The organism is Actinoplanes oryzae (genome assembly GCF_030757795.1).
Classification (GTDB): domain Bacteria; phylum Actinomycetota; class Actinomycetes; order Mycobacteriales; family Micromonosporaceae; genus Actinoplanes.
Genome location: NZ_JAUQWH010000062.1, coordinates 17,477 through 38,273 on the forward strand (window position 1 = coordinate 17,477; position 20,797 = coordinate 38,273).

A 20,797-nucleotide genomic window follows, 5' to 3' on the forward strand; every position below is an offset into this window, starting at 1 on the left:
GGTGTCGATCGCTCGAGCCCTGGGGAGTCTTGTGCCGCCGGAGGACGACCTGCACGCGCTCGCGGCGGCTGCGGCGGGAGGAGACAGAGCGGCCTTCACGGCGCTCGTGCGGGCCACGCAGCGGGACGTCATGCGCTTCCTGGGCAGCCTCGCCCACCGGCGCGACGTCGAGGACCTGACGCAGGAGACCTTCCTGCGCGCGTTCCGGGCGCTGCCGGGTTTCGCCGGCCGCTCGACGGTACGCACCTGGTTGTTCGCCATCGCCAAACGGGTGGCCGCGGACGCGGTGCGCCAGGCGTCCAGCCGGCCCCGCCTGGTCACGCTCGGCGACTGGCACGGGGTGGCCGAGCGTGGCACGATCCGCTTCGAGGAGGAGCACGCGCTGCGCGACCTGCTGGGCGGGCTGACCGCCGAGCGCCGGGAGGCGTTCGTGCTGACGCAGGTGGCCGGCCTGTCGTACGCGGAGGCGGCGGAGATCTGCGGCTGCCCGGTCGGCACGATCCGCAGCCGGGTCGCCCGCGCCCGCGACGACCTGGCCGCCGCGCTCGCCTCGTCCCGCTCGGCGGTCTGAGCGGTCACCTCCCGGCCCTCTTGCGCTGCCACGCCTGCGGCGCTTTCCAGTGGCGCAGCATGGCGGCCAACACGACGTCTCCGCCACGGCGGGCCTCCGGAACGCGACGGTCGCCGCCTCCGAAGGCCGCCATGGCCGGGTGCTGCGGGTCAGGCGCGGCAGGTGAGGGCCGGCCAGTTCCAGTTGCCGCCGTGCTGGATCGTGAAGCCGAACGTGTTGCCGCTGCCGTTGGGCCGGGCGGTCATCACGTTGCCCGTGCTGTCCCAGCTGACGGCCGCGTTCCAGGTGTTGATGATGCGCTGGGGGGACGTGACGGTGACCGTGACCGTCCACGCGTTCGAGCCGGCGACCGTGACCTGGCCGTTGAAGCGATCCGTCCACTTCTGGCCCTCGCTGTAGGTCGCGGTGCAGCTGCCTCCCGACGGCGGCGGCGTGGTCGGGGTGCCGGTGCCGGTCGGCGCGACGGCGCGGCCGGTCGTCGGGGAGATCATGCCGGCGCACAGGCCGCGGCTGGTGAGGCCGGCGACGATCTGCGGGATGGCGGCGATCGTGGTCGCGTACTGGTCGTGCATGAGGATGAGCTGGCCGTCGGTCAGCCTGCTCGCCGCCTGGACGATCTGGGCGGTGCTGGCGCCGTTCCAGTCCTGGGAGTCGACCTGCCAGGTGACGGTGCGCAGGCCCAGGGCGGAGGCGGCGGCTTCGAGGGTGGCGTTCGTCTCGCCGTACGGGGGCCGGAAGATCCGCGGGGTTCCGCCGCCGGCCGCCTGGATGGCGGACTGGGTGCGCGACAGCTCGGAGGACATGTTCGCCGCGCTCAAAGTGAGCATGTGCGGATGCGTGTAACTGTGGTTGGCGATCCACATGCCGGCCGCCGCCTCCGCGGCGACGAGCGACGGGTTGGCCGCGGCGTTCTGGCCGGTGTTGAAGAGCGTCGCCCGTACGTTGTTCTGGCGCAGCGTGTTCAGCAGGGTGGTCGTGTTCGAGGGGTTCGGGCCGTCGTCGAAGGTCAGCCCCACGTAGCCGTTGGGGCAGGAGTCGGCCATCCGGGCACCTCCGTCGATCGGTGCCGCGCCGGCCGGCCCGGACGACGGGGCGAGCAGCGCCAGCCCGGCGGCGGCGAGCAGCCCGGCCAGCCCGGCGCCGAACACCTTTCTGCGTACGGTCATGGAAGATCACCTTCGTCTCGCGGAGGGAGCGCGGGACGCGGGGCGCCGGTGGCGGCGCCCGAAACATCGCATCCCATCGACAAGCGTCGTTGTCACATGGTGCGACCCCATTGCGGCGACCGTCAATGCCTATTTCCGGGAATCTTCCGATAGTTTCGAACGCGTGCTGCCTGGGCTTACCGTTTCCCTCGATGGCCGCCGACGCGATCTTGGCCGCTGGAAGTTTCGGACGACGGTCTCCTGCGCGTTTGCGTCAGCCCCTAGGATCGCGGCGTGACCTTGGCGATCGAGACGGAACGACCTCCGGCCACCGGACCGGAGCCCGCGAGCGGCGTGCCCGACATCGTGCGGCGGCGGCTGGCCACGCTGGACAACTGGCTGAACCCGTACTCGTGGCTCGTGACCGGGCTGATCGTGGCGGTCGCGGCCGTCCTGCGGCTGTCCGGCCTCACCAGCGCCAAGGGGTACGTCTTCGACGAGGTCTACTATCCGACCGACGCCTGGGACATGCTGCAGCACGGCGTCGAGTGGGATCCGGAGAAGACGAACGGCCCGGCGTACGTCGTGCATCCCCCGCTCGGCAAATGGCTCATCGCCCTCGGCGAGAAGGCCTTCGGCAACAACGAGCTCGGCTGGCGCTTCCCGGCAGCCATCGCCGGCATCCTGATGATCCTGATCCTCATCCGGGTGGCCTACCGGATGTTCCACTCGATCGTCCTGGCCGGCGCCGCGGGCCTGCTCATGACCCTCGACGGCTTCCAGCTCGTGCTGTCGCGCACGTCATTGCTCGACATCTTCCTGGGCCTGTTCATCCTGATGACCTTCGCCGCGATGCTCCTCGATCGCGACCACTACCGCCGCCGCCTGCTGCGCGCACTCGATCAGGGCTGGAACCCGGAGAACAAACGCCCGCGCATCATACCGTGGTGGCTGCTCGTTGCCGGGTTCACCTTCGGCCTGGCCTGCGGCATCAAATGGAGCGCCCTGTTCTTCGCGCCCTTCCTCGCGGCCCTCGTGGTGTGGTGGCGCATGCAGGCCCGGCGCTCCGCGGGCGTCCGCCGCTGGGCTCGCACCGGACTGGTCGCCGACCTGGGCTGGCTGATGCTCAGCCTGGTGCTCACCGCGCTGACCTATGTCGCCACCTGGACCGGCTGGCTGGTGACCGACGTGGGCTACTTCCGGCACTACCGGGAGGAGAGCGGCATGAGCGAGCCCCCGATCATCGGCGCCTTGCTCAATCTGGCCCACTATCATCACGTGGCGTACACGTTCCACAGTGGCCTGACCGAGGCTCATCGCTACCAGTCGTGGCCGTGGCAATGGCTGCTGATCGGCCGCCCGGTCTCGTTCTACGCCCCACCGGACCTCACCGGCTGCGGCGCCCCGAAATGCGTGAGCGAGATCCTGCTCCTCGGCACGCCGCTGCTCTGGTGGTCGTTCCTGCCCGCCCTCGCCGCGCTCGTCTGGTTCGGCATCGCCCGCCGCGACTGGCGAGCCCTGGCCATCGGCACGGGCGTCGTCGCCGGGCTGCTCCCGTGGTTCTACTTCGCCATCAAGGACGGGCGCACCATGTTCTCCTTCTACGCCCTGCCCGCCCTGCCCTTCCTCATCCTCGCCGTCGTCTACGTCCTCGGCGCCATCATGACCCCACCGGCCGGCACGGCGGCGGGCCCGGCCCGCACCGACCGCCAACTGGTCGGCACGGTGGTGGCCGGGGCATACATCCTGCTGGTGGCGCTCTGCTTCGCCTACTTCCATCCGATCTTCGTCGGCCAGCTCCTGACGTACGAGGACTGGTCCGCCCGCATGTGGCTGGGCGGCCGCTGGATCTGACGGAGACCCCGGCCGCGCGGATTGCCGCCGGACCACGCGACCGAGGGACGCCGGTCAACCACAACCGCGTCGAGCGGGTGACGCGCACCATCGGCCCGCGAGGACTCCGGCTACGCCGCCACTGCGATCTGCACAGCGACCATGGAGCCCGGGGCGAATGCCACCGGGGACCTGGAGCTATCTGTCGGGAAGGACAGATAGCTCCAGGTCAGGGACAGATCGACGTTGCCGCCGGCGATGGGCCGGCCCGAGTATCTGAGCCGGAAGCCGCACGCCGGATGCGATTCGTCACTCGTTCAAGGGAGCTGAAGTCATGTCCCATCGCCGCGTCTCAGCATGGTTCGCCGCGATCGTTGCCGCGGTAGTCACCTTGTCGGCCCTCACGCTGCAATCACCGGCCCACGCCGCCTCCAACTGGATCTGGAACAACTCGTCCGGGGGCTTGAAGGTCGGCGTTGTCCACTTCTTGGACGGCAACTACTCCATCGACAACAAGTACGACATCCGCCTTTCCCCCGGAGGCACAACCAGTGCGTATTGGAGCACTGCGGCCGCGGCATGGATCGGGCCGGGCTACTGCGCCAGGGTTTTCTACACAGGTGGCGCCGTTGACGGCGAGGTGTTCGTCGCGGACTACCAGGACGGCACATACATTCCGGCAAACGGCCGGAATTTCCGGATCGAGGCCCATGGGGGCGACCTTTGCTGAGCTTCCGGGCGATGGCCGTTTCGAGTAACCACGTCTGACATGCAGGCCTCGGCAAACGCCGGGGCCCGCATGGGTTGCACTGAACCCCGGTCGGCGCTGTCGTGTCGCGGTTACCCGACAGCCTGGCTACCAGACACGCGGTAGGGCTGCGCCGATGCCGGCGTCGGCCGAGCCCGGGGCCATGGGGCGACCGGCGTAGGCCGTCAGGCGGTGCGGACGGCGACGGCGGTGCGGGTGGTGGCGCGGTGGGGGCGGGCGGTGGCGAGGTAGTCGCGGGCCGGGAGGGCGCGGGCGGTGGCGGCCGCGGCCTCGCCGCGGAGGTCGTCGCTGGTGCGGCGGGCCAGTTGGGCGTCGTGCCAGGCGTTCTGCTCGGCGGCGACGGCGCGGCGGTGCTCGGCCAGGCGGTGGGCCGCGGCGGTGCGGAGGATGACCAGTTCCTGGTCGACGGGGTGGAGGCGGGCGTCCCAGCCCCGGCCGGCCAGGGCGTCGGCGACCGCGGAGGCGGGCAGGTCGCCCCGGTCGGCGGCGGCCTGGACGGTCTGGTGGAGCCAGCGCTCGCGGGCGGCGTACTCGGACGGGGTCGGCAGGGTCCACGGGGTGCGGAAGGCGGCTGCGGTGCGGGCGCGGTCGAGGCGGGCCTGCGCGTCGAGCCAGGCCTGCCACGTGGCGGTCACCCGCTGCTCGCTGTCCTGCCAGTGCTCCAGCCAGCGTTCGGCTCCTCGTTCGGCGCGCTGGGCGGCGACGTGGAGCTCGTCGGCGTACCGGATGGTCTCCTCGGCGTCGCGCAGGCGCCGGCGGCGCCGCTCGCGCAGGCCCCGCACGGAGGTCGCGGTCTCGCGGAGGGCGCGGGTGGGGTCGCTGATGCCGTGCGGGCTGGCCAGCAGGGTCAGGGAGAGGAGGGCGAGCAGCATCAGCACGCCCCAGACGGTGACGGGCCGGGGGTCGTTGAAGATCATTTCGGCGACGATGTTCATCGTGGCATTCCCGTCCGTGGGATCCATGAAAGTCGATGGACGCGCGCCGGGGAACGGGCGCGCGGAGGAGAGCTCAGTGCTGGTGCGGAGCCGTCACACGAGAGTGGACGGAGGCGCCCGTGAGCCGTGCGCTCCGGCGGCGGCCTGCGCGTGCAGCACCTGCGGGGCCCCGGCCGGGACGACCGCGGCGGGGACCTCACCCACGACGACAGCCACGGCCGGCGCAACAAAAGGCGCGGAAGCCGCGGAAGCAGTGGAAGCCGCGGCGGCCGCGGCCGCCGCGGGAACGACGGGGGCCGGCGCGGCCGAAGCGGCGGCGAACGGCCCGGTCAGGAACAGGGCGAGCAGGACAGGCAGGGACCGCCGCACGAAGCCGCGCACGCCGTCCCTCGTCATGCGCGCCACCTTACCCGTTCCGGAGCAGCTCACGCGTGATCGAAGGGATGTCGGGCGTGCCGCTGAGGGCCATCGTCAGATCGAGTTCGGCGACGATGTTGCGGATGACCTCCTCGACGCCGCGCTGCCCGGCGATCGCGAGCCCGTAGAGGTAGGGACGGCCGAGCAGCACGGCGTTTGCGCCGAGGGCCAGGGCGGTGAAGACGTCGGCGCCCGTACGGATGCCGCTGTCGAACAGCAGCGCCGGCCCGGGCCCCACCGCCGCCCGGATGTCCACCAGCGCGTCGAGCGAGGCGATCGCGTTGTCCACCTGCCGGCCGCCGTGGTTGGACACGACGACCGCCGCGGCGCCGAGGCCGAAGGCGCGCCGGGCGTCGTCCGGGTGCAGCACTCCCTTGAGGATGACCGGAAGCCGGGTCCGCTCCCGCAGCGTCGCCAGGTGGTCCCAGCTGAGCCCGGGGTTGGAGTAGACGTCGAGGAACGTCTCGACCGCCGCGCGCGACACCCGGTGGCGGGCCATGCCGAGCACCGTCCGCAGGGCGCCGGGCCCGGGGCGCCCGGCCCTCGCCACCCCGCCGGTGCGCGCCGCCACGAGTTCACGGAAGCGCGGGTCGGACGTGTACTGCGCGATGCCGATCCCCCGCGCGAACGGCAGCGAACCGAGCGTCAGATCAGCCGGGCGCCAGCCCAGCACCGTCGTGTCCAGGGTCACCACCAGCGCCCCGGCCTTGATCGCCTCGGCGCGCGCGATCAGGCTGTCGACCAGCCCCTCGTCCTTGCTCCAGTAGAGCTGGAAGAACCGCGGGGTCTCCCCCAGCGCGTCCGCGCACTGCTCCATCGGGTTGCAGGCCTGGTTGGACAGCACGTACGCCGTGCCGGTCGCCGCCGCGGCCCGCGCGATCGTGACGTCACTGTCGCGCCCCATCAGCTCCGCCGCCCCGACCGGGGCGAGCAGCACGGGCGTGGGGTGCCGGACGCCGAGCAGCTCGACGGACAGGTCACGCGTGACCGCCCCGGAGGCCATCCGCGGCACGACGGCCCAGCGGTCGAAGGCCTCCCGGTTGCGGCGCATGGTCCGGCCCTCGCCCGCACCCCCGGCGACGTACGCCCAGGCGGTGCGGCTGCTCACCCGGCGCGCCCGGTGCTCCAGCTGGGCGAAGCCGGCGGGCACGGCGGGCCGGCGCCCGAGGGCCCCCGCCCGGTAGATGGCCGCCTGCCGCGCCGGCCCGGCGCCGATCGTCCCCATGTTCGCACCTTAACCGTCCCGTGCGACCGGGTCCGCCCCGGTAAAATATTGACATAAGTCGATTGCATGGGGAGGGTGGGACCAGCACCACCGCCGGTCACGCGGTGGGCGGCGACCCGGGCAGTCGCCGCCGGTCCTGCGACCCTTCGAGCTCAGGAGTGCGGAACCATGCCCCGCAGAGCACGCATCGGACTCGCGATCAGCACGGCCGCCGGCGTCCTCGCCGCCGCGCTGATCAGCGTCGTCCTTCCCTCCGCCCCGGCTGCCGCGCACGGCAGCATCACCGGTCCGGCGTCGCGCAACTACGGCTGCTGGCAGCGCTGGGGGTCCGACTTCCAGAATCCGGCCATGGCCACCCAGGACCCGATGTGCTGGCAGGCGTGGCAGGCCGACCCGAACGCCATGTGGAACTGGAACGGCCTCTACCGCGAGGGCGTCGCCGGCAACCACCAGGGTGCGATCCCCGACGCGCAGCTGTGCAGCGCCGGGCGTACGCAGAGCGGCCGGTACGCGGCCATGGACACCGTCGGCGACTGGAAGGCCACCACCGTCGGCAACTCGTTCCCGGTGCGCCTGTGGGACCAGGCGGGCCACGGCGCCGACTACATCCGGGTGTACGTGACCCGGGCCGGCTTCAACCCGGTGACGACCGCGGTGAAGTGGTCCGATCTCGTGCTGGTCAGCCAGGCCGGGAACACGCCCGTGGGCCAGTGGACGCCCGCCGCCGCCGGTGGCTGGGAGAAGACGCTGCAGGTGAGCCTCTCGGGGCGCACCGGCCGGGCGCTGGTCTACACGATCTGGCAGGCCAGCCACCTCGACCAGTCGTACTACTTCTGCAGCGACATCGCGTTCGGCTGACAGCCCTTGTTACGCGGGTGTGACGACTGTTACATTCGTCGATGGGAGCGCTCCCAACATCACATCGCGTGACTTCGGCTCATCCCCCGTCCGTCCGGGGACGAGGCGCCCACCTCGTCCCCCCGACTCCGTCAGCCCAGTGCGTCCAGCTTGGCGATCGCCTCCGCGGGCAGCCGCAGATCCGCGGCGGCCACGTTCGCGCGCAGGTGCGCCACGGTGGACGTACCCGGAATGACCAGAATGTTCGGCGAACGCCGCAGCAGCCAGGCCAGCGCCACCTGCTGCGGCGACGCTCCGAGCCCGGCCGCCACCTCGTCCAGCACGCCCGACTGCAGCGGGCTCCAGCCGCCCAGCGGGAAGAACGGCACGTACCCGATGCCCTCCCCGGACAGCTCGTCGATCAGGGCGTCGTCGGTGCGCAGCACGACGTTGTACATGTTCTGCACGAACACGATCGGCGCGATCGCCCGGGCCTCGGCGACCTGCGCGGCGGTCACGTTCGACAGACCCAGATGGCGTACGAGACCCTCGTCGCGCAGCTCCGCCAGCGTGCCGAACAACTCGGCGATCGTGCCGTCCCCTGCCACGCGCAGGTTGACCGCGTCGAGCACGTCCAGCCCGAGGTGGGTCAGGTTGTCCCGGACCTGCCCGCGCAGGTCGTGCGGCCACGGGTCCCAGCTGCCCTCCGGCCCCCGGCGGAAGCCGACCTTGGTGACGATCCTGAGATCCTCGGCGTACGGGTGCAGGGCCTCGCGGATGATCTCGTTGGTCACCACCGGCCCGTAGAAGTCGCTGGTGTCGATGTGCGTGACGCCCAGCTCGACGGCGGTGCGCAGCACCCGGACGGCCTCGGCGCGGTCCCGGGGCGGCCCGAAGGCGTTCGGCCCGGCCAGCTGCATGGCGCCGTAGCCCATGCGGCTGAGCACCAGGTCGCCGGCGAGCGTGATCGTGTCTGTCATGCCACCCATGCTCGGCCGCCGCGGAGCCCGGCGGGAGCTGAGGAACTTCCTGGTAAAACCTGTACCACCCGGGCCGGGGCCGGGCGCGGGATGATGGAGCCATGGAGCATCTCGGCACGGCACTGCGGGCCTGGCGCGACCGCGTGGACCCGGCGACCACCGGACTGCCGGACATCTCCCCGCGCCGGGTGCCCGGGCTGCGGCGCAGCGAGCTCGCGCTGCTGGCCGGGATCTCGGTCGACTACGTCGTGCAGCTGGAGCAGGGCCGGGCCGCCACCCCGTCGGCGCAGGTCTGCTCGGCCCTGGCCCGGGCGCTGCGGCTCTCCGGCGACGAGCACGCCCATCTGCTGCGCCTCGCCGGGCACGCGGCGACGCCGGACCGGGTGCCCCGGCTGATCCCCGACAGCCTGCACCGGATCGTGGAGCAGCTCGCGGCCCAGCCCGTCGCCGTCTACGACGCCATGTGGCGCCTGCTGCACTGGAACCCGATCTTCGCGGCGACGTTCGGCGAGCCGGGCGACACCGGTCCCAGCCTGCTGCTCGGGCACTTCGCGGGGGCGGGCTCGCGGACCCGGATGACCGCGGCCGAGCGCGCCGCCTTCGAGGAGTCCCTGGTCGCGGACCTGCGCACCACGACGGGCCGCTACCCGGCGGACCCGGAGCTCGCGGAGCTGATCACGCGGCTGCGGGCCTACGAGCGCTTCCGCGAGCTGTGGGCGCTGCGCGAGGTCGCCGACCACCAGAGCGCGCACAAGATCGCGGAGCACCCGGTCGCCGGGGACATCGCCCTGGACACCAGCGTGCTCACCATCCAGCCCTCGGACCTGCGCCTGGTGGTCTCCACTCCCCGGCCCGGCACGGACGCCCGGAGCAAGCTCGAACTCCTCGCCGCCGGCGCCCTCCTGTAGCGCCGCACCCCCCAGCAGCGCCGCGAACGGCGCACGGCCGAACCGCACACAAGCAGCGGCCCGGGCACGGCAGCGGTCCGGGCACAGCGGCGGCCCGGGCACGGCGAGAGTGAAGCAGCCGGAGACCGAGAAGCCGCGCCCCCGGCGATGCGAGGGCGCGGCTCCGGCGGAGGCGACTCAGTTGTAAGGGCGCTCCCGGCGCACGGTCGCCTTGCGGCCGCGGATGGTGGCGCCGCGCAGGGCCGCGATCACCATGTCCGCGTCCCGCTCGGGCACCTCGACCAGCGAGAACCGGTCCTGGATCTCGATCGCGCCGATGTCGCGGGCGTTGAGCCCGGACTCCCCCGCGATGGCCCCGACCATGTCCTGCGGCCGCAGCCCGGCCCGGCGCCCGATGCCCAGGAACAGCCGCGCCGATCCGGCGTTCGCCGGCCGGCCACGGGCGGGCCGGCCGCGGTCGTCGCGCCCGCCGCGGGAGTCGCGGCCGCCGAAGTCGCGGCCCGGACGCTCCCGGGTGCGGTCGCGCGCGGTGCGGGCGACCGGCGGGATCTCGGTGTCGTCGCCGTCGCCGCCCGAGGCCTCGTGCAGCATCTTGATCGCGGCGAGCGCGACCTCCTCGATGTCGCGGGCGGCGGTCAGCTCGGCGAGCACCCCGCGGAAGCGGTCGAGGTCGGTGACGTCGCCGGCCAGGGTGTGCTCGATCGCCTCCCGGGTGCGGGCGAGGCGGCGCGCGCGCAGCTCGGCCACCGACGGGACGTCCTCGATCGCGATCGGCTGGCGGGTGAGCCGCTCGATCGTGGTGAGCATGCGCTGCTCGCGCGGCTCGGCCAGGGTGATCGCGGCGCCCTGGCGGCCGGCCCGGCCGACCCGGCCGATGCGGTGCACGTAGGCCTCGGGGGCCGACGGCACGTTGTAGTTGACGACGTGCGTCAGCTGCTCGATGTCGAGGCCGCGGGCGGCGACGTCGGTGGCGACCAGCAGCTGGGTCGTGCCGGCGCGGAGCCGGCCCATGACGCGGTCGCGCTGGTCCTGGCTGAGGCCGCCGTGCAGCGCCTCGGCCCGGTAGCCCCGGCCGTTGAGCACCTCGGTGAGCTCGTCGACCTCCTCGCGGGTGCGGCAGAAGACGATCGCCGCGGTGGGCGCCTCGATGTCGAGGATGCGGCCGAGCGCGGCGGGCTTGTGGGCGCGGGCGACCAGGTAGGCGCTCTGCTTGACCTTGGGCAGCTCGCCCGGGTCGAGCTGCGGCCGGCCGGTCTGGATGCGCACCGGCTCGCGCAGGTGCTTGCGGGCGATCGCGTCGATGCGCGGGGGCATCGTGGCCGAGAACAGCACGGTCTGGCGCTCGGCCGGGGTCTCGTCGAGGATCGCCTCGATGTCCTCGGCGAAGCCCATGTCGAGCATCTCGTCGGCCTCGTCGAGCACGACCGTGCGCACCGCGGAGAGGTCGATGGTCTCGCGGCCGAGGTGATCGAGGACCCGCCCGGGGGTGCCGACGACGATGTCGACGCCGCGCCGCAGCACCTGCACCTGGCGGCCGATCGGGGTGCCGCCGTAGACGGGGAGCACCCGCACGCCGAGGCCGCGGCCGTAGCTGTCGACGGCCTGCGAGACCTGCTCGGCCAGCTCGCGGGTGGGCACGAGCACCAGGGCGGCCGGGCCGCTGCCCGAGCCGTCGGCGCTCCGGCTGAACTGGTGCAGCAGCGGCAGCGCGAAGGCCGCCGTCTTGCCGGTGCCGGTGGCGGCCTGCCCGAGCACGTCGTGCCGCTCGAGCAGCGGCGGGATGGCCTCCCGCTGGATCGGGGTGGGCTCCTCGTAGCCGAGGCCGGTCAGCGCCTCGAGCAGCTCCGGGCGCAGCCCGAGCCCGGCGAAGCCGGCCTCGTCCGGGCCGGCGGCATCCGCGGTCATCATCAACTCTCCGGTGGGGGAAATCGTCACTCGGCCGGCGTCGTCTCGTCGGCGGCCTCGTGGACCGGTGACGAGGTGAGCAGCTCCAGCTCCCAGCGCTCACCCAGGGTCTCGCCGTCCTCCTCGGTCTCGAGGTAGGTCTGCACCCGGACGCCCAGGCCCAGCTGGCTGGCGGCGCGCAGGTGCTCGACGACGTCGTCGATGCTCGTGAGGTAATGGGTGGCGATGAGGTCCGGGACCGGCTCGGTCTCGGTGGTCTCGGGGGCTGCTGCTACGTCGGTCACCCGCCAAGGGTAGTGCCCCCGCGGCGATGTCACCCGTCCGGACCACCTGTCCGTGCTCCTCACCACCCGTTACGCGACCGAGATCACACTCCGCGGCCGCCGGCGACGGACCAGCCGGGCCGCCGCGGGGACCGCGCCGAGGCAGGTCGCGCCGATCGCGGTGAGGACCAGGGCGACCGGGCCGGAGGCCCCCGCGCCGGCCGTCGCCACGCCCACCGCGGCGAAGGCACCGACCCAGAGCACCGTGCCGAGCGCCGACCAGGCGACGAACCGCCCGAACGGCATCCGCACGCTGCCCGCCACGATCGGCACCACGGCGTGGATCACGGCGACGAAGCGGACCAGGGCGAGCGCCGGGCCGCCCCGGCTGCGCAGGTACGCCTCGGCGCCGTCGAAGCGGGCGGCCCCGATGCGCCGGCCGAGCCGGGTGGTGCGCAGCCGGGGCCCGAGGGCGCGGCCGACGGCGTACCCGAGGATCTGGCCGCCCAGCGCGCCGGCCGTGCCCACCGTGACCGCCAGCGCGACGCCGGCCGGGGTGCGCGGCAGCGCGGCCGCGATCATGACCACCGACTCGCCGGGGATCAGCAGCCCGAGCAGGAAGGTCATCTCGACGGCGCTCGACAGCAGGAGCACCAGCAGGACGGGCACGGTGCCGAGCGTGCCGAGCCACTCGACGAAGGCGGTCGCGGCGTGCATCAGATCGACGGGCATGACCATGAGCCTGCCGGGCCGCGCCCCGCTGGACCATCGGGTGATCCCTGGGTGCTCCCCTGAGCGGACCCCTACGGGTCATACTGCCTCTCGTGATTCATAGACTTAAATTGATCCATGCCATGGCGGCCGGGCTGCTCGCCGGTGCCCTGCTCGTCGCCACGCCCGCCGCGGCGGCGCCCACGCCCGGCACCGCGGCGGCGCCCACGTCCGACCCCTTCGCCGTGCTGGACCTCCAGGAGTGGGAGAACCCGGACCACATGACCTGGTCCGACTACGTCCGCCCGCCCGGCACCAGCTGGAACGACCCGGCCCGCCGCGGCTCGGTACGCGACTTCGACATCGCCCTCGTCACGCTCGACTACCCGGATCAGCCCTTCGTCGTCACGCAGCCCGCCGGGTCGACGATCTTCGGCAACCCCCAGCCGGTCGTGTCCGGGCTGGACCGCTCGGAGGTGCCCGGCTACTACCGCGATCTGCTCAACACGCCGAACGAGCTCAACCAGGGCACACGCTGCACGAGTACTGGATGGAGGACTCGGGCGGGCGGTTCGGCGTGAACCTGACGGCCTACGGTGCGTACCGGATGCCGCACGAGTCCTTCGAGTACGGCATCACCAACGACATGAATCCCGGCATGTGCCCCGCCGGATCCACCTGCAACCGCAACATCCGGACCGACGGCCTCGGCGCCTGGCGAGCCGACGTGGGCGACGCGGTGGCCGACTCGTACGAGCTGGTGTTCATCCTCTCCGCCGGGCAGGACGAGTCGTCGACCTGGCAGGAGTTCGGCGAGATGAGGTTCGGATCCCGCGAGGACGTCCCGGATCCCTTCGGGCCGCCCGTGGAGCCGCAGCCCAACTACGCCAAGACGCGTTACGTCGACTGGACCTCGTGGGCGTCGGCCGCCACGATCTGGCCCAACGCCGGCGGCGGCTCGTCGACCCAGGCGGAGAGCTCGGGGCTGGCCGTCTACGCGCACGAGCTGAGCCATCTGCTGACGATCGGCGACAACTACAACAATCCGTACGGGACGCCGCTGCGCCGGGCGTACACCGGTCCCTGGTCCATGATGTCCCGCGGCTCCTTCAACGGGCCCGGCGGGCCGCACACCCGCTGGCAGATCCCGGCCGTGCACGGCGGCTCGATGGGCTCCCTGCACACCCTGCGCGACAAGGCGAAGATCGGCCTGGTCGGCGACGAGAACATCCTGCGCGTCGACGACCTCGACGGCGTCGTGGTGGCGGACCTGACCGCGCGGGCCGTGGATCCCGGCGAGAGGCTGATGGGCATCACCATCGCCCTGGGCACGGACAAGTCGCCCGCCTGCGACGTCGCGACCGAGGTGCTGTGCGACGGCGGCGGCTACGACAACTACACGGTCGAGGTGGTCGACCGGATGGGCTCCGACTCCTTCACCCCGGACTCCGGCGTGCTGATCAGCAAGACGAAGAACCAGGACCGCCAGCCGTTCCAGTGGGTGATCGACGCCAACCCGCAGGACATCGACCTGGTGGACTTCACCCGCCCCGACGGCACCCCGGCGAAGATCACCATGGGCGACTACCGGCAGCTGTCCGACGCCCTCTTCCACGCCGGCACGCGGTCGGGCAGCGAGTACGAGTACGTCGACGAGGCCAACCGGCTGCACTTCTACGTCCTGAGCAAGCACCGCAACCGGGCGGGCGAGCTGTCGTACACAGTCGCGGTGCGGTCCCTGGACAGCGCGGCCGGCGGCGGCGTGCGGCTGGGGGCCGGCGTGGTCAGCTCCCCCGGGCGCCCGCTGGGCAAGGGTGTGACGTGCACCTTCCCGCTGACCAACACGGGTACGGGCACCGACGTCTACCGCCTGTCCGCCACCATGGCCGGCCGGGGCTGGCGGGCCGAGCTGCCGAACGCGCTCGCCACGGCGGCGGCCGGGGGGCGTACGAAGGTGGATGTGGCAGTGGCCGCCGCCCGCGGCGCCGCCCGCACCGGCACGGTCACCCTGACCGCGACGTCCGAGTCGGACCCGGCGAAGACGGTCGCCCGCAGGTGCACGGTGATCCGCGCCTGAGGCGCATCGGTCCGGGCCGGATCGCGGCCGACGCAGGCCACCAGGCGGTCGATCGCCGGGGCGCCGGGCCCGACCGGGCCGCGCCGCGCGGCAACGGCTGCACCGCGACCGGGACCGCGCCGCGCGGCTCCGGATGCACCATGGCGCGCGGGAGGGCGCCGCTGCGGGCCCGGTCAGGCGGCGAGCAACGGAGCGGCTTGGAGCGGCGCGCAGCCGTAGTAGGCGTAGAGCTCGTCCCAGAAGCCCGGGTCCGCCGGGTCGTAGAGCGGCGCGTCGGCGACCTGCGCCGCCGGCCGCGCGATGCGCACCTCGGCGGGCGTGACCCGCGCGGCCTCGAAGGGGATCAGCGACGGCGTGGCGCCGAAGCCCATGACGCCGCCGTGCTCGACGCGCAGCAGGCGGTAGCGGGCACCCCCGGTCTCCTCGAGCACGAGGTCCTCGACGCTGCCGAGGGGACGGCCGGCGCTGTCCGTGACGCGCCGGCCGCGAATGTCGCGGCGGTGGTCGGCGGCCGGGCGGCCCGCCTCGCTCAGCTTCACCATCATGCGCTCTCAGGTACCCATCGGCGAGCCGCCCTAACAGCGGGGACTCGCCTTAAGGACTCCGGCGCGGCGACCGAACAGGAACACGTGAGGCGGAGAACCGCCGTGCTGCTGAGCGCGGCCGTCAGCGGCACGGTTCAGCTGATGCTGCCGGTGCTGCCGTTCGTCGGCGGGCAGCTGCTGGTCTACCTGCCGACCGCGGCGGCTGTCCTGTACGGCCTCGCCGGCTGCTGGTCCCAGGCCCGGACCGGCCACGGCCGGGTGCGGGCGGGCTGGTGGGCCGCGGTGGGCGCCGATGCGCTGCTCTCCCTCGCCTATCTGCTGGTCGCCGCGGCCGCGGTGCTGGGCCGCCCCGCGCTCGTCGACCTGGCCGGCGTGGTGGCGGTGCCCGCCGCGCTGGCCGCCGTGGTCATGCTCTGGCTGCATGCCAACCCGCCGGGCGACAGGTTCACCCGGCTCATCCAGGTGATCGACGTGACGGCGGTGGCGAGCGCCTTCTTCGTCGTCGCCTGGCAGTTCGTCCTCGGGCCGGTGGCGGCGACGCTGCCGGCGGCCACCCGGGCCCCGTTCGTGGCCCTGATGCTGCCGGACCTCTTCCTGCTGGCCGCGGCCCTCGTGCTGGTGTCCCGCACGGCACAGCGGCAGCACGTGCACGCCCTGACGCTGTTCGCCGTCGCGCTCTGCGCCATCGTCGTCGCCCAGATCACGACCATGCACAACCTGGCCCTGCGGGACGCCTGGTACGCCCACGGCGCGGGCGCCTGCACACTGCTCGGCGGCGCGCTCGTGGCACTGGCGTCGCACGCGCAGCTGCCGCAGGCCGACACGACGGGCCGCCGCTGGTTCTCCGGGGCGTGGGCGCTGCTGCCGTACGTGCCGACCGGGCTGGCCTTCACCGGCTTCGTCTACCTGTACGCCCGGCACGGCACGCTCAGCCCCGTCCTCACCTGGACGTTGCTGACCACGGTCGGGCTGGCCTCCGTACGGCAGTTCCTGGGTCTGATGTTCGTCCGCGGCCTGCTCGCGAAGCTGGACGAGCAGCAGGTCCAGTTGCAGCATCAGGCCCATCACGACGTCCTCACCGGCCTGCCGAACCGGGCGGCGTTCTACGCCCTGCTCACCGAGGTGCTGGCCGCGGCCGGACCGGGGACCCGCACCGCGGCGCTCATGATCGACCTGGACGACTTCAAGCCGGTCAACGACACGTTCGGGCACGCCGCGGGCGACGCCCTGCTGGTCGAGGTGGGCGCCCGGCTCGCCGGGGCGCTGCGCGGCAGCGACCTGGCCGCCCGCTTCGGCGGGGACGAGTTCGTGGTGCTGCTGCCGGAGCTCGACGACGACGCCGGCGCGGAGGCCGTCGCGGCCCGGATCCTCGACCGGCTCGCCCGGCCGATCCCGGTCGCCCCGGGGTGCAGCACCGGGGCGCGGGCCAGCATCGGCGTCGGCATCGTGCTGGGGGCCGGCCACGGCCCGGACTCGCTGCTGCAGCAGGCCGACGCGGCCCTGTACGACGCCAAAGCGGCCGGCAAGGGCTCGATCCGCCGCCACCACCCCGCGGCCGGCGGCGACCGCCCCGGGTCCCCGGCCCCGGGCAGCCACCTGCGACGGCCCAGCGTCACGATCTGACGCCCGGGTGGCCGTACGGATCTATTCCAGGTGGAAGCGCTCCTGGACGGCGAGGGCGGCGAGGGCCTGCGGGGACAGCGGGAGCTGCTGCAGGGCCGGCGCGGTGCTCGTGCCGCTGGAGGGCCGGCGGCTCTGGGCGACGTAGACGACCGTCCCGTCGGGGTGCCGGTAGGCCGCCCACTGGTCCGGTTGCCGGCCGGCCGGGCCGTCGACCACGGCGACCTTGCTGCCGCCGGCGGTGACGAGCCGGCACGTGCCGCCCAGCATCCAGAACGCGCGGCCGGTCGCGCACAGGTCGGCCGGCAGGCCGTTGCCGGTGGTGTGGACCTCGGCGAGCAGCTCGCCGGTGCGGCCGCCCTTGCTGACGGCGGCGTAGGCCATGTACTCCCACGTCGAGCCGCTGTTGTCGCCGCCGACCTGGGCCTGGTGATATTGCGCCGGCACCTCCGCGGTCGTCCCCTCCGGGGTGGTCCAGCCGCCGGGGACGACGGCGAGGAGCTGCTCCAGCAACGTCGCGCCCTGCTCGTAGCGGGGGCCGGAGCGGGCGGTGGCGTCCTGCTGCGGGTGGCCGTCGCCGTCGAGCGGCCAGCTGGGCTTGGTGTCGACGGCGGTCGGGGTGGGCACGGCCGAGGGAGGTGCCGGGGCCGGGCCCGCGACCGGGGCCGCGGGCGCTTGCAGGGCCGCGGCGGCCGCGACGGTGGTCACGCCGACGACGGCGGCCGCGGCGAATCCCGTCGCGGCGGCGCGGCGGCGGACGGCCCGGCGGCCGGCGGCCAGGACCGGGGCGCTGTCCATCGGGGGCGGGGCGGTGGTCATCGTCGTGTGCAGGGCGCGGCGGAGCTCGTTCTCGTCCAAGGGTCTGCCTAACTCGCGGTCACGGACAGCAGGGTGCGCAGGGTGGCCAGGCCCCGGGCGGCCTGGCTCTTGACGGTGCCTTCGGAGCAGTTCAGGGCGGCGGCGGTGGCCTCGACGGACAGGTCCTCCCAGTAGCGCAGGACCAGCACGGCGCGCTGCCGGGGCGGCACGGCGGCCAGGGCCCGGACCAGCATCAGCCGGTCGTCCGGGTCCGGCTCGTCGCCGGTCCGGTCGAAGTCCTGCCCGTACGGCTGCTCGCGCCGCCGCCACCCGCGACGTCCGTCGTCGATGAAGGTGCGCAGCAGCATCCGCCGCACGTACGGGTCGAGGGCCTCGTGCCGGGTCACGCGCTGCCAGTGCACGTACAGCTTGGTGAACGCCGTCTGCACCAGGTCCTCGGCCCGGTGCCAGTCGCCGCACAGCAGGTACGCCGTCGCCCGCATCGCCCCGGACCGGGCCGCGAAGTACTCGGCGAACGCCGCGTCGCGGTCGCTCATGTCCTCTCCCGTCTCGTCGGTCGGGTCAAACACGAGACCGGACCGGCGCCGGGTTGCACGACGGCCCGGCTTTCCTCAAGTACGCCGCCGGGGTGCCGTTGTGCCGCGCATGGCTCGTACCGTTCTCTCCCGCCGGGCGCTCCTCGCCACCGGCGGCGCCGCCCTCGTCACCACCGCCCTCCCGGCCGTCGCCGCGAACGCCGCCACGCCCCAGGCCGCCGCGGCCGCCACCACGCCGGGCGCCGCGCTGGAGCTGCTGCTCGCGGGCAACCGCCGGGTGGTGGCCGGGAAGCCCACGCACCCGAACCACAGCGCCGCGCAGCGCCGGAAGGTGGCCACCGCGCAGCACCCGTTCGCGATCACGCTCGGGTGCGCCGACTCGCGGGTCTCCCCGGAGGTGCTCTTCGACCGCGGGGTGGGCGACATCTTCGACAACCGGGTGGCCGGGAACATCGTCGACGATCTGCTGCTCGGCAGCGTCGAGTTCGCCGTGGCGGAGTTCGCCACCCCGCTGATCATGGTGCTGGGTCACGAGCGCTGCGGGGCGATCAAGGCGACCCTCGGGGTGGTGCGGGACGGCGGCACCCCGCCCGGGCACATCGGCGCGATCGTGCACGCCCTGCGGCCGGTCGTCGAGCCGCTGGCGGGCGGGTCCGGCGACGTCGTGGAGCAGGCCGTGCAGGACAATGTGCGTACGCAGGCCGCGGCGCTGATCAACCGCAGCGAGCTGATCCGGGAGCGGGTCGCCGCGGGCGCCCTGCGCGTCGTCGGCGCCCGGTACGACCTCGACACCGGGCGCGTCACGATCGTGAAGTGATCAGGGCCCGTCCGGCCGGTGCGGGTGGGTGATCACCAGCACCGGCCGGGCGGACTTCTCGATGAGCTCGAGCGGCACGCTGCCGAGCAGCCGTTGCGCCACGGCGGGACGGCCGCTGGAGCCGACCACGATCAGGTCGGCAGCCTCGGACTCCGCGAAGCCGAGGATGCGGTCGAGCGGGCGCCCGGGCAGGACGGCCGTCGTGACCTCGATGCCGGCACCGGCGATGCGCTGCGCCGCGGCGGCGGCCGCCTCCTCCGCACGCTCGGCGGAGACGCTGCGCGGGGCGGCGGCGAGGCGTTCCAGCTCGACCGCGTCGACGGCGACGACCGCGACCGAGGCGCCGGTCTGGCGGGCGAGGTCGATGACGGCGTCGGCGACCCACGGCTGGTCGGCCCCGGGCTTTGCTGCCAGCACGATGCGCATGCCGTCCATCCTCCCCGCGCGAGTGTCGCATGTCGACAGGCGCGGACGCGGAGGATCACCTAACGTGAGTAGATGGTCGAGACAACGCACGAGCAGCCCGCGCTCAAGCGGGTCATGGGACCGGGCCTGCTGCTGCTCTTCGTGGTGGGCGACATCCTCGGCACCGGCGTGTACGCGCTCACCGGCCGGGTCGCGTCCGAGGTCGGCGGCGCGGTGTGGCTGCCGTTCCTGTGCGCGTTCGTGGTGGCGCTGCTCACCGCGTTCAGCTACCTGGAGCTGGTGACGAAGTATCCCCGGGCGGCCGGCGCGGCGCTCTACACGCACAAGGCGTTCGGCATCCACTTCCTCACGTTCCTGGTCACCTTCGCGGTCATGTGCTCCGGACTGACCTCGGCGTCCAGCGCGTCGAAGGCGTTCGCGGAGAACTTCGGCGAGGCGTTCGACCTGACGCTGAGCGAGGGCGTGGGCCTGACGGCCGTGGCGCTCGGCTTCATGACCCTGATCGCGCTGATCAACTTCCGCGGCGTGGGCGAGAGCGTGAAGCTCAACGTCCTGCTCACCTGCGTCGAGCTGACCGGCCTGCTGATCGTGATCTGCATCGGCGCGTGGGCGATCGGCGGCGGCGACGGCGACCTGTCGCGGCTCAACGACTTCAACGCCGCCGAGGGCGAGTCGCCGTTCTTCGCGGTCACGGCGGCGACGGCGCTGGCGTTCTTCGCGATGGTCGGCTTCGAGGACTCGGTCAACATGGCCGAGGAGACCAAGGACCCGGTCCGCATCTTCCCGCGCGTCATGCTGCTGGGCATCTGCCTGACCGGGGTCATCTACGTCCTGGTGTCGCTGTCCTCGGTGGCGCTGGTCGCGCCGGACGAGCTGGGCGAGGGCGACGCGCCGCTGCTCAAGGTCGTCGAGGCGGGCGCGGCGGGCTTCCCCCTGTGGATCTTCGCCTTCATCACCATGTTCGCGGTCGCCAACAGCGCCCTGATCAACATGCTGATGGCCAGCAGGCTCCTGTACGGCATGGCGAACGAACGCGTCCTGCCGCGCGTGCTCGGACGCGTGCACCCCGGCCGGCGTACCCCGTGGGTCGGGATCGTCTTCACCACGGTGATCGCCTTCGGCCTGATCTGGTTCGCGGACCTGACCGCCCTGGGCGGCACCACCTCGCTGCTCCTCCTCTGCGTCTTCACCGTGGTCAACATCGCCGTCCTGGTCCTGCGCCGCGACACCGTGGAGCACAAGCACTTCCGCGCACCGACCGCCATCCCGGTCATCGGCGCGATCGCCTGCGCCTACCTGGCGAGCCCGCTGTCCGGCCGGGCCGCCGCGGACTACCGCGTCGCCGGCATCCTCCTCGTCATCGGCGTGATCCTGTGGGCCGTCACCTTCGTCACCCAGCGACGGGCCCGCCAGGGCTGAGGTCGCCCGAACCGCGTTCGGCGTCATCCTGCTCGCCAC

Annotated in this window: 22 protein-coding genes; 10 read left to right on the plus strand and 12 right to left on the minus strand. The window is 73.2% G+C overall.

Annotation, left to right across the window (positions count from 1 at the left end):
* Window positions 1-31: 31 nt before the first annotated feature.
* The gene (locus tag RBH18_RS20880; RefSeq protein WP_306210344.1) at window positions 32-571 is read left to right on the plus strand and encodes a sigma-70 family RNA polymerase sigma factor; all 540 of its coding nucleotides are present in this window, start codon (window positions 32-34) and stop codon (window positions 569-571) included.
* 149 nt (window positions 572-720) lie between these two features.
* Here RBH18_RS20880 and RBH18_RS20885 read toward each other — a convergent pair whose 3' ends face one another.
* Window positions 721-1,737: a polysaccharide deacetylase family protein gene (locus RBH18_RS20885; RefSeq protein ID WP_306210297.1), complete on the minus strand. Its 1,017-nt coding sequence runs from the start codon at window positions 1,735-1,737 to the stop codon at window positions 721-723.
* Between the two features lie 273 nt (window positions 1,738-2,010).
* Here RBH18_RS20885 and RBH18_RS20890 point away from each other — a divergent pair, with 273 nt between their 5' ends.
* Both RBH18_RS20890 and RBH18_RS20895 read left to right on the plus strand, forming a co-directional pair.
* Entirely contained in the window at window positions 2,011-3,570 is a 1,560-nt protein-coding gene (locus RBH18_RS20890) for a dolichyl-phosphate-mannose--protein mannosyltransferase (RefSeq protein WP_306210299.1), read from the plus strand.
* Window positions 3,571-3,883: 313 nt separating this feature from the next.
* A complete protein-coding gene (locus RBH18_RS20895) occupies window positions 3,884-4,279 on the plus strand; it encodes a hypothetical protein (protein ID WP_306210301.1) in 396 nt (131 codons plus the stop codon).
* A 203-nt stretch (window positions 4,280-4,482) separates the two neighbouring features.
* Here the strand turns inward: RBH18_RS20895 and RBH18_RS20900 are convergent, their stop codons facing one another.
* The 3 genes from RBH18_RS20900 to RBH18_RS20910 all read right to left on the minus strand — a co-directional run bounded on the left by RBH18_RS20900 (window position 4,483) and on the right by RBH18_RS20910 (window position 6,895).
* Entirely contained in the window at window positions 4,483-5,280 is a 798-nt protein-coding gene (locus RBH18_RS20900; RefSeq protein ID WP_306210303.1) for a hypothetical protein, read from the minus strand.
* 66 nt (window positions 5,281-5,346) lie between these two features.
* Window positions 5,347-5,649 (minus strand): hypothetical protein, encoded by a 303-nt coding sequence (locus tag RBH18_RS20905; RefSeq protein WP_306210304.1) that lies wholly within the window; start codon window positions 5,647-5,649, stop codon window positions 5,347-5,349.
* A gap of 10 nt (window positions 5,650-5,659) precedes the next feature.
* Window positions 5,660-6,895, minus strand: coding sequence for an alpha-hydroxy-acid oxidizing protein (locus RBH18_RS20910; protein WP_306210305.1), 1,236 nt, complete (start codon window positions 6,893-6,895; stop codon window positions 5,660-5,662).
* A 168-nt stretch (window positions 6,896-7,063) separates the two neighbouring features.
* Here RBH18_RS20910 and RBH18_RS20915 point away from each other — a divergent pair, with 168 nt between their 5' ends.
* Window positions 7,064-7,753, plus strand: coding sequence for a lytic polysaccharide monooxygenase auxiliary activity family 9 protein (locus tag RBH18_RS20915; RefSeq protein ID WP_306210306.1), 690 nt, complete (start codon window positions 7,064-7,066; stop codon window positions 7,751-7,753).
* Window positions 7,754-7,884: 131 nt separating this feature from the next.
* Here the strand turns inward: RBH18_RS20915 and RBH18_RS20920 are convergent, their stop codons facing one another.
* On the minus strand, window positions 7,885-8,712 hold the full coding sequence (locus RBH18_RS20920) for an oxidoreductase (RefSeq protein WP_306210307.1): 828 nt from the start codon (window positions 8,710-8,712) through the stop codon (window positions 7,885-7,887).
* 101 nt (window positions 8,713-8,813) lie between these two features.
* Here RBH18_RS20920 and RBH18_RS20925 point away from each other — a divergent pair, with 101 nt between their 5' ends.
* Window positions 8,814-9,620: a helix-turn-helix domain-containing protein gene (locus RBH18_RS20925; protein ID WP_306210308.1), complete on the plus strand. Its 807-nt coding sequence runs from the start codon at window positions 8,814-8,816 to the stop codon at window positions 9,618-9,620.
* A 177-nt stretch (window positions 9,621-9,797) separates the two neighbouring features.
* On the opposite strand, the gene RBH18_RS20930 is transcribed toward RBH18_RS20925, so the two are convergent.
* From RBH18_RS20930 to RBH18_RS20940, 3 genes are all read right to left on the minus strand, one after another.
* Window positions 9,798-11,525, minus strand: coding sequence for a DEAD/DEAH box helicase (locus RBH18_RS20930; protein ID WP_306210310.1), 1,728 nt, complete (start codon window positions 11,523-11,525; stop codon window positions 9,798-9,800).
* A 26-nt stretch (window positions 11,526-11,551) separates the two neighbouring features.
* Complete coding sequence (locus RBH18_RS20935) at window positions 11,552-11,809, minus strand: hypothetical protein (RefSeq protein WP_306210312.1); 258 nt, start codon at window positions 11,807-11,809, stop codon at window positions 11,552-11,554.
* A gap of 69 nt (window positions 11,810-11,878) precedes the next feature.
* A complete protein-coding gene (locus RBH18_RS20940; protein WP_306210314.1) occupies window positions 11,879-12,520 on the minus strand; it encodes a DedA family protein in 642 nt (213 codons plus the stop codon).
* Window positions 12,521-12,612: 92 nt separating this feature from the next.
* Between RBH18_RS20940 and RBH18_RS20945 the strand changes: the two genes are divergently transcribed.
* Both RBH18_RS20945 and RBH18_RS20950 read left to right on the plus strand, forming a co-directional pair.
* The gene (locus tag RBH18_RS20945) at window positions 12,613-13,080 is read left to right on the plus strand and encodes a hypothetical protein (protein ID WP_306210316.1); all 468 of its coding nucleotides are present in this window, start codon (window positions 12,613-12,615) and stop codon (window positions 13,078-13,080) included.
* Window positions 13,050-14,576, plus strand: a complete 1,527-nt coding sequence (locus RBH18_RS20950; protein WP_306210318.1) for a M6 family metalloprotease domain-containing protein — start codon at window positions 13,050-13,052, stop codon at window positions 14,574-14,576. The genes RBH18_RS20945 and RBH18_RS20950 overlap by 31 nt, the downstream gene beginning before the upstream one ends.
* Window positions 14,577-14,749: 173 nt before the next feature.
* Here RBH18_RS20950 and RBH18_RS20955 read toward each other — a convergent pair whose 3' ends face one another.
* Entirely contained in the window at window positions 14,750-15,121 is a 372-nt protein-coding gene (locus tag RBH18_RS20955) for a PRC-barrel domain-containing protein (RefSeq protein ID WP_306210320.1), read from the minus strand.
* Window positions 15,122-15,205: 84 nt separating this feature from the next.
* On the opposite strand from RBH18_RS20955, the gene RBH18_RS20960 reads away from it, so the two are divergent.
* Window positions 15,206-16,744, plus strand: coding sequence for a GGDEF domain-containing protein (locus RBH18_RS20960; protein WP_306210322.1), 1,539 nt, complete (start codon window positions 15,206-15,208; stop codon window positions 16,742-16,744).
* A gap of 21 nt (window positions 16,745-16,765) precedes the next feature.
* Here RBH18_RS20960 and RBH18_RS20965 read toward each other — a convergent pair whose 3' ends face one another.
* Both RBH18_RS20965 and RBH18_RS20970 read right to left on the minus strand, forming a co-directional pair.
* Window positions 16,766-17,599 (minus strand): hypothetical protein, encoded by an 834-nt coding sequence (locus RBH18_RS20965; RefSeq protein ID WP_306210323.1) that lies wholly within the window; start codon window positions 17,597-17,599, stop codon window positions 16,766-16,768.
* A gap of 8 nt (window positions 17,600-17,607) precedes the next feature.
* Window positions 17,608-18,096 carry a SigE family RNA polymerase sigma factor gene (locus RBH18_RS20970; protein ID WP_306210325.1) on the minus strand — a complete coding sequence of 163 codons (489 nt, stop codon included), beginning with the start codon at window positions 18,094-18,096 and terminating at the stop codon, window positions 17,608-17,610.
* A gap of 109 nt (window positions 18,097-18,205) precedes the next feature.
* Between RBH18_RS20970 and RBH18_RS20975 the strand changes: the two genes are divergently transcribed.
* On the plus strand, window positions 18,206-18,913 hold the full coding sequence (locus RBH18_RS20975) for a carbonic anhydrase (protein ID WP_306210327.1): 708 nt from the start codon (window positions 18,206-18,208) through the stop codon (window positions 18,911-18,913).
* Here the strand turns inward: RBH18_RS20975 and RBH18_RS20980 are convergent, their stop codons facing one another.
* Window positions 18,914-19,339 (minus strand): universal stress protein, encoded by a 426-nt coding sequence (locus RBH18_RS20980; RefSeq protein ID WP_306210330.1) that lies wholly within the window; start codon window positions 19,337-19,339, stop codon window positions 18,914-18,916.
* Window positions 19,340-19,411: 72 nt separating this feature from the next.
* On the opposite strand from RBH18_RS20980, the gene RBH18_RS20985 reads away from it, so the two are divergent.
* On the plus strand, window positions 19,412-20,758 hold the full coding sequence (locus RBH18_RS20985) for an APC family permease (protein ID WP_306210332.1): 1,347 nt from the start codon (window positions 19,412-19,414) through the stop codon (window positions 20,756-20,758).
* The last annotated feature ends 39 nt before the right edge of the window (window positions 20,759-20,797 follow it).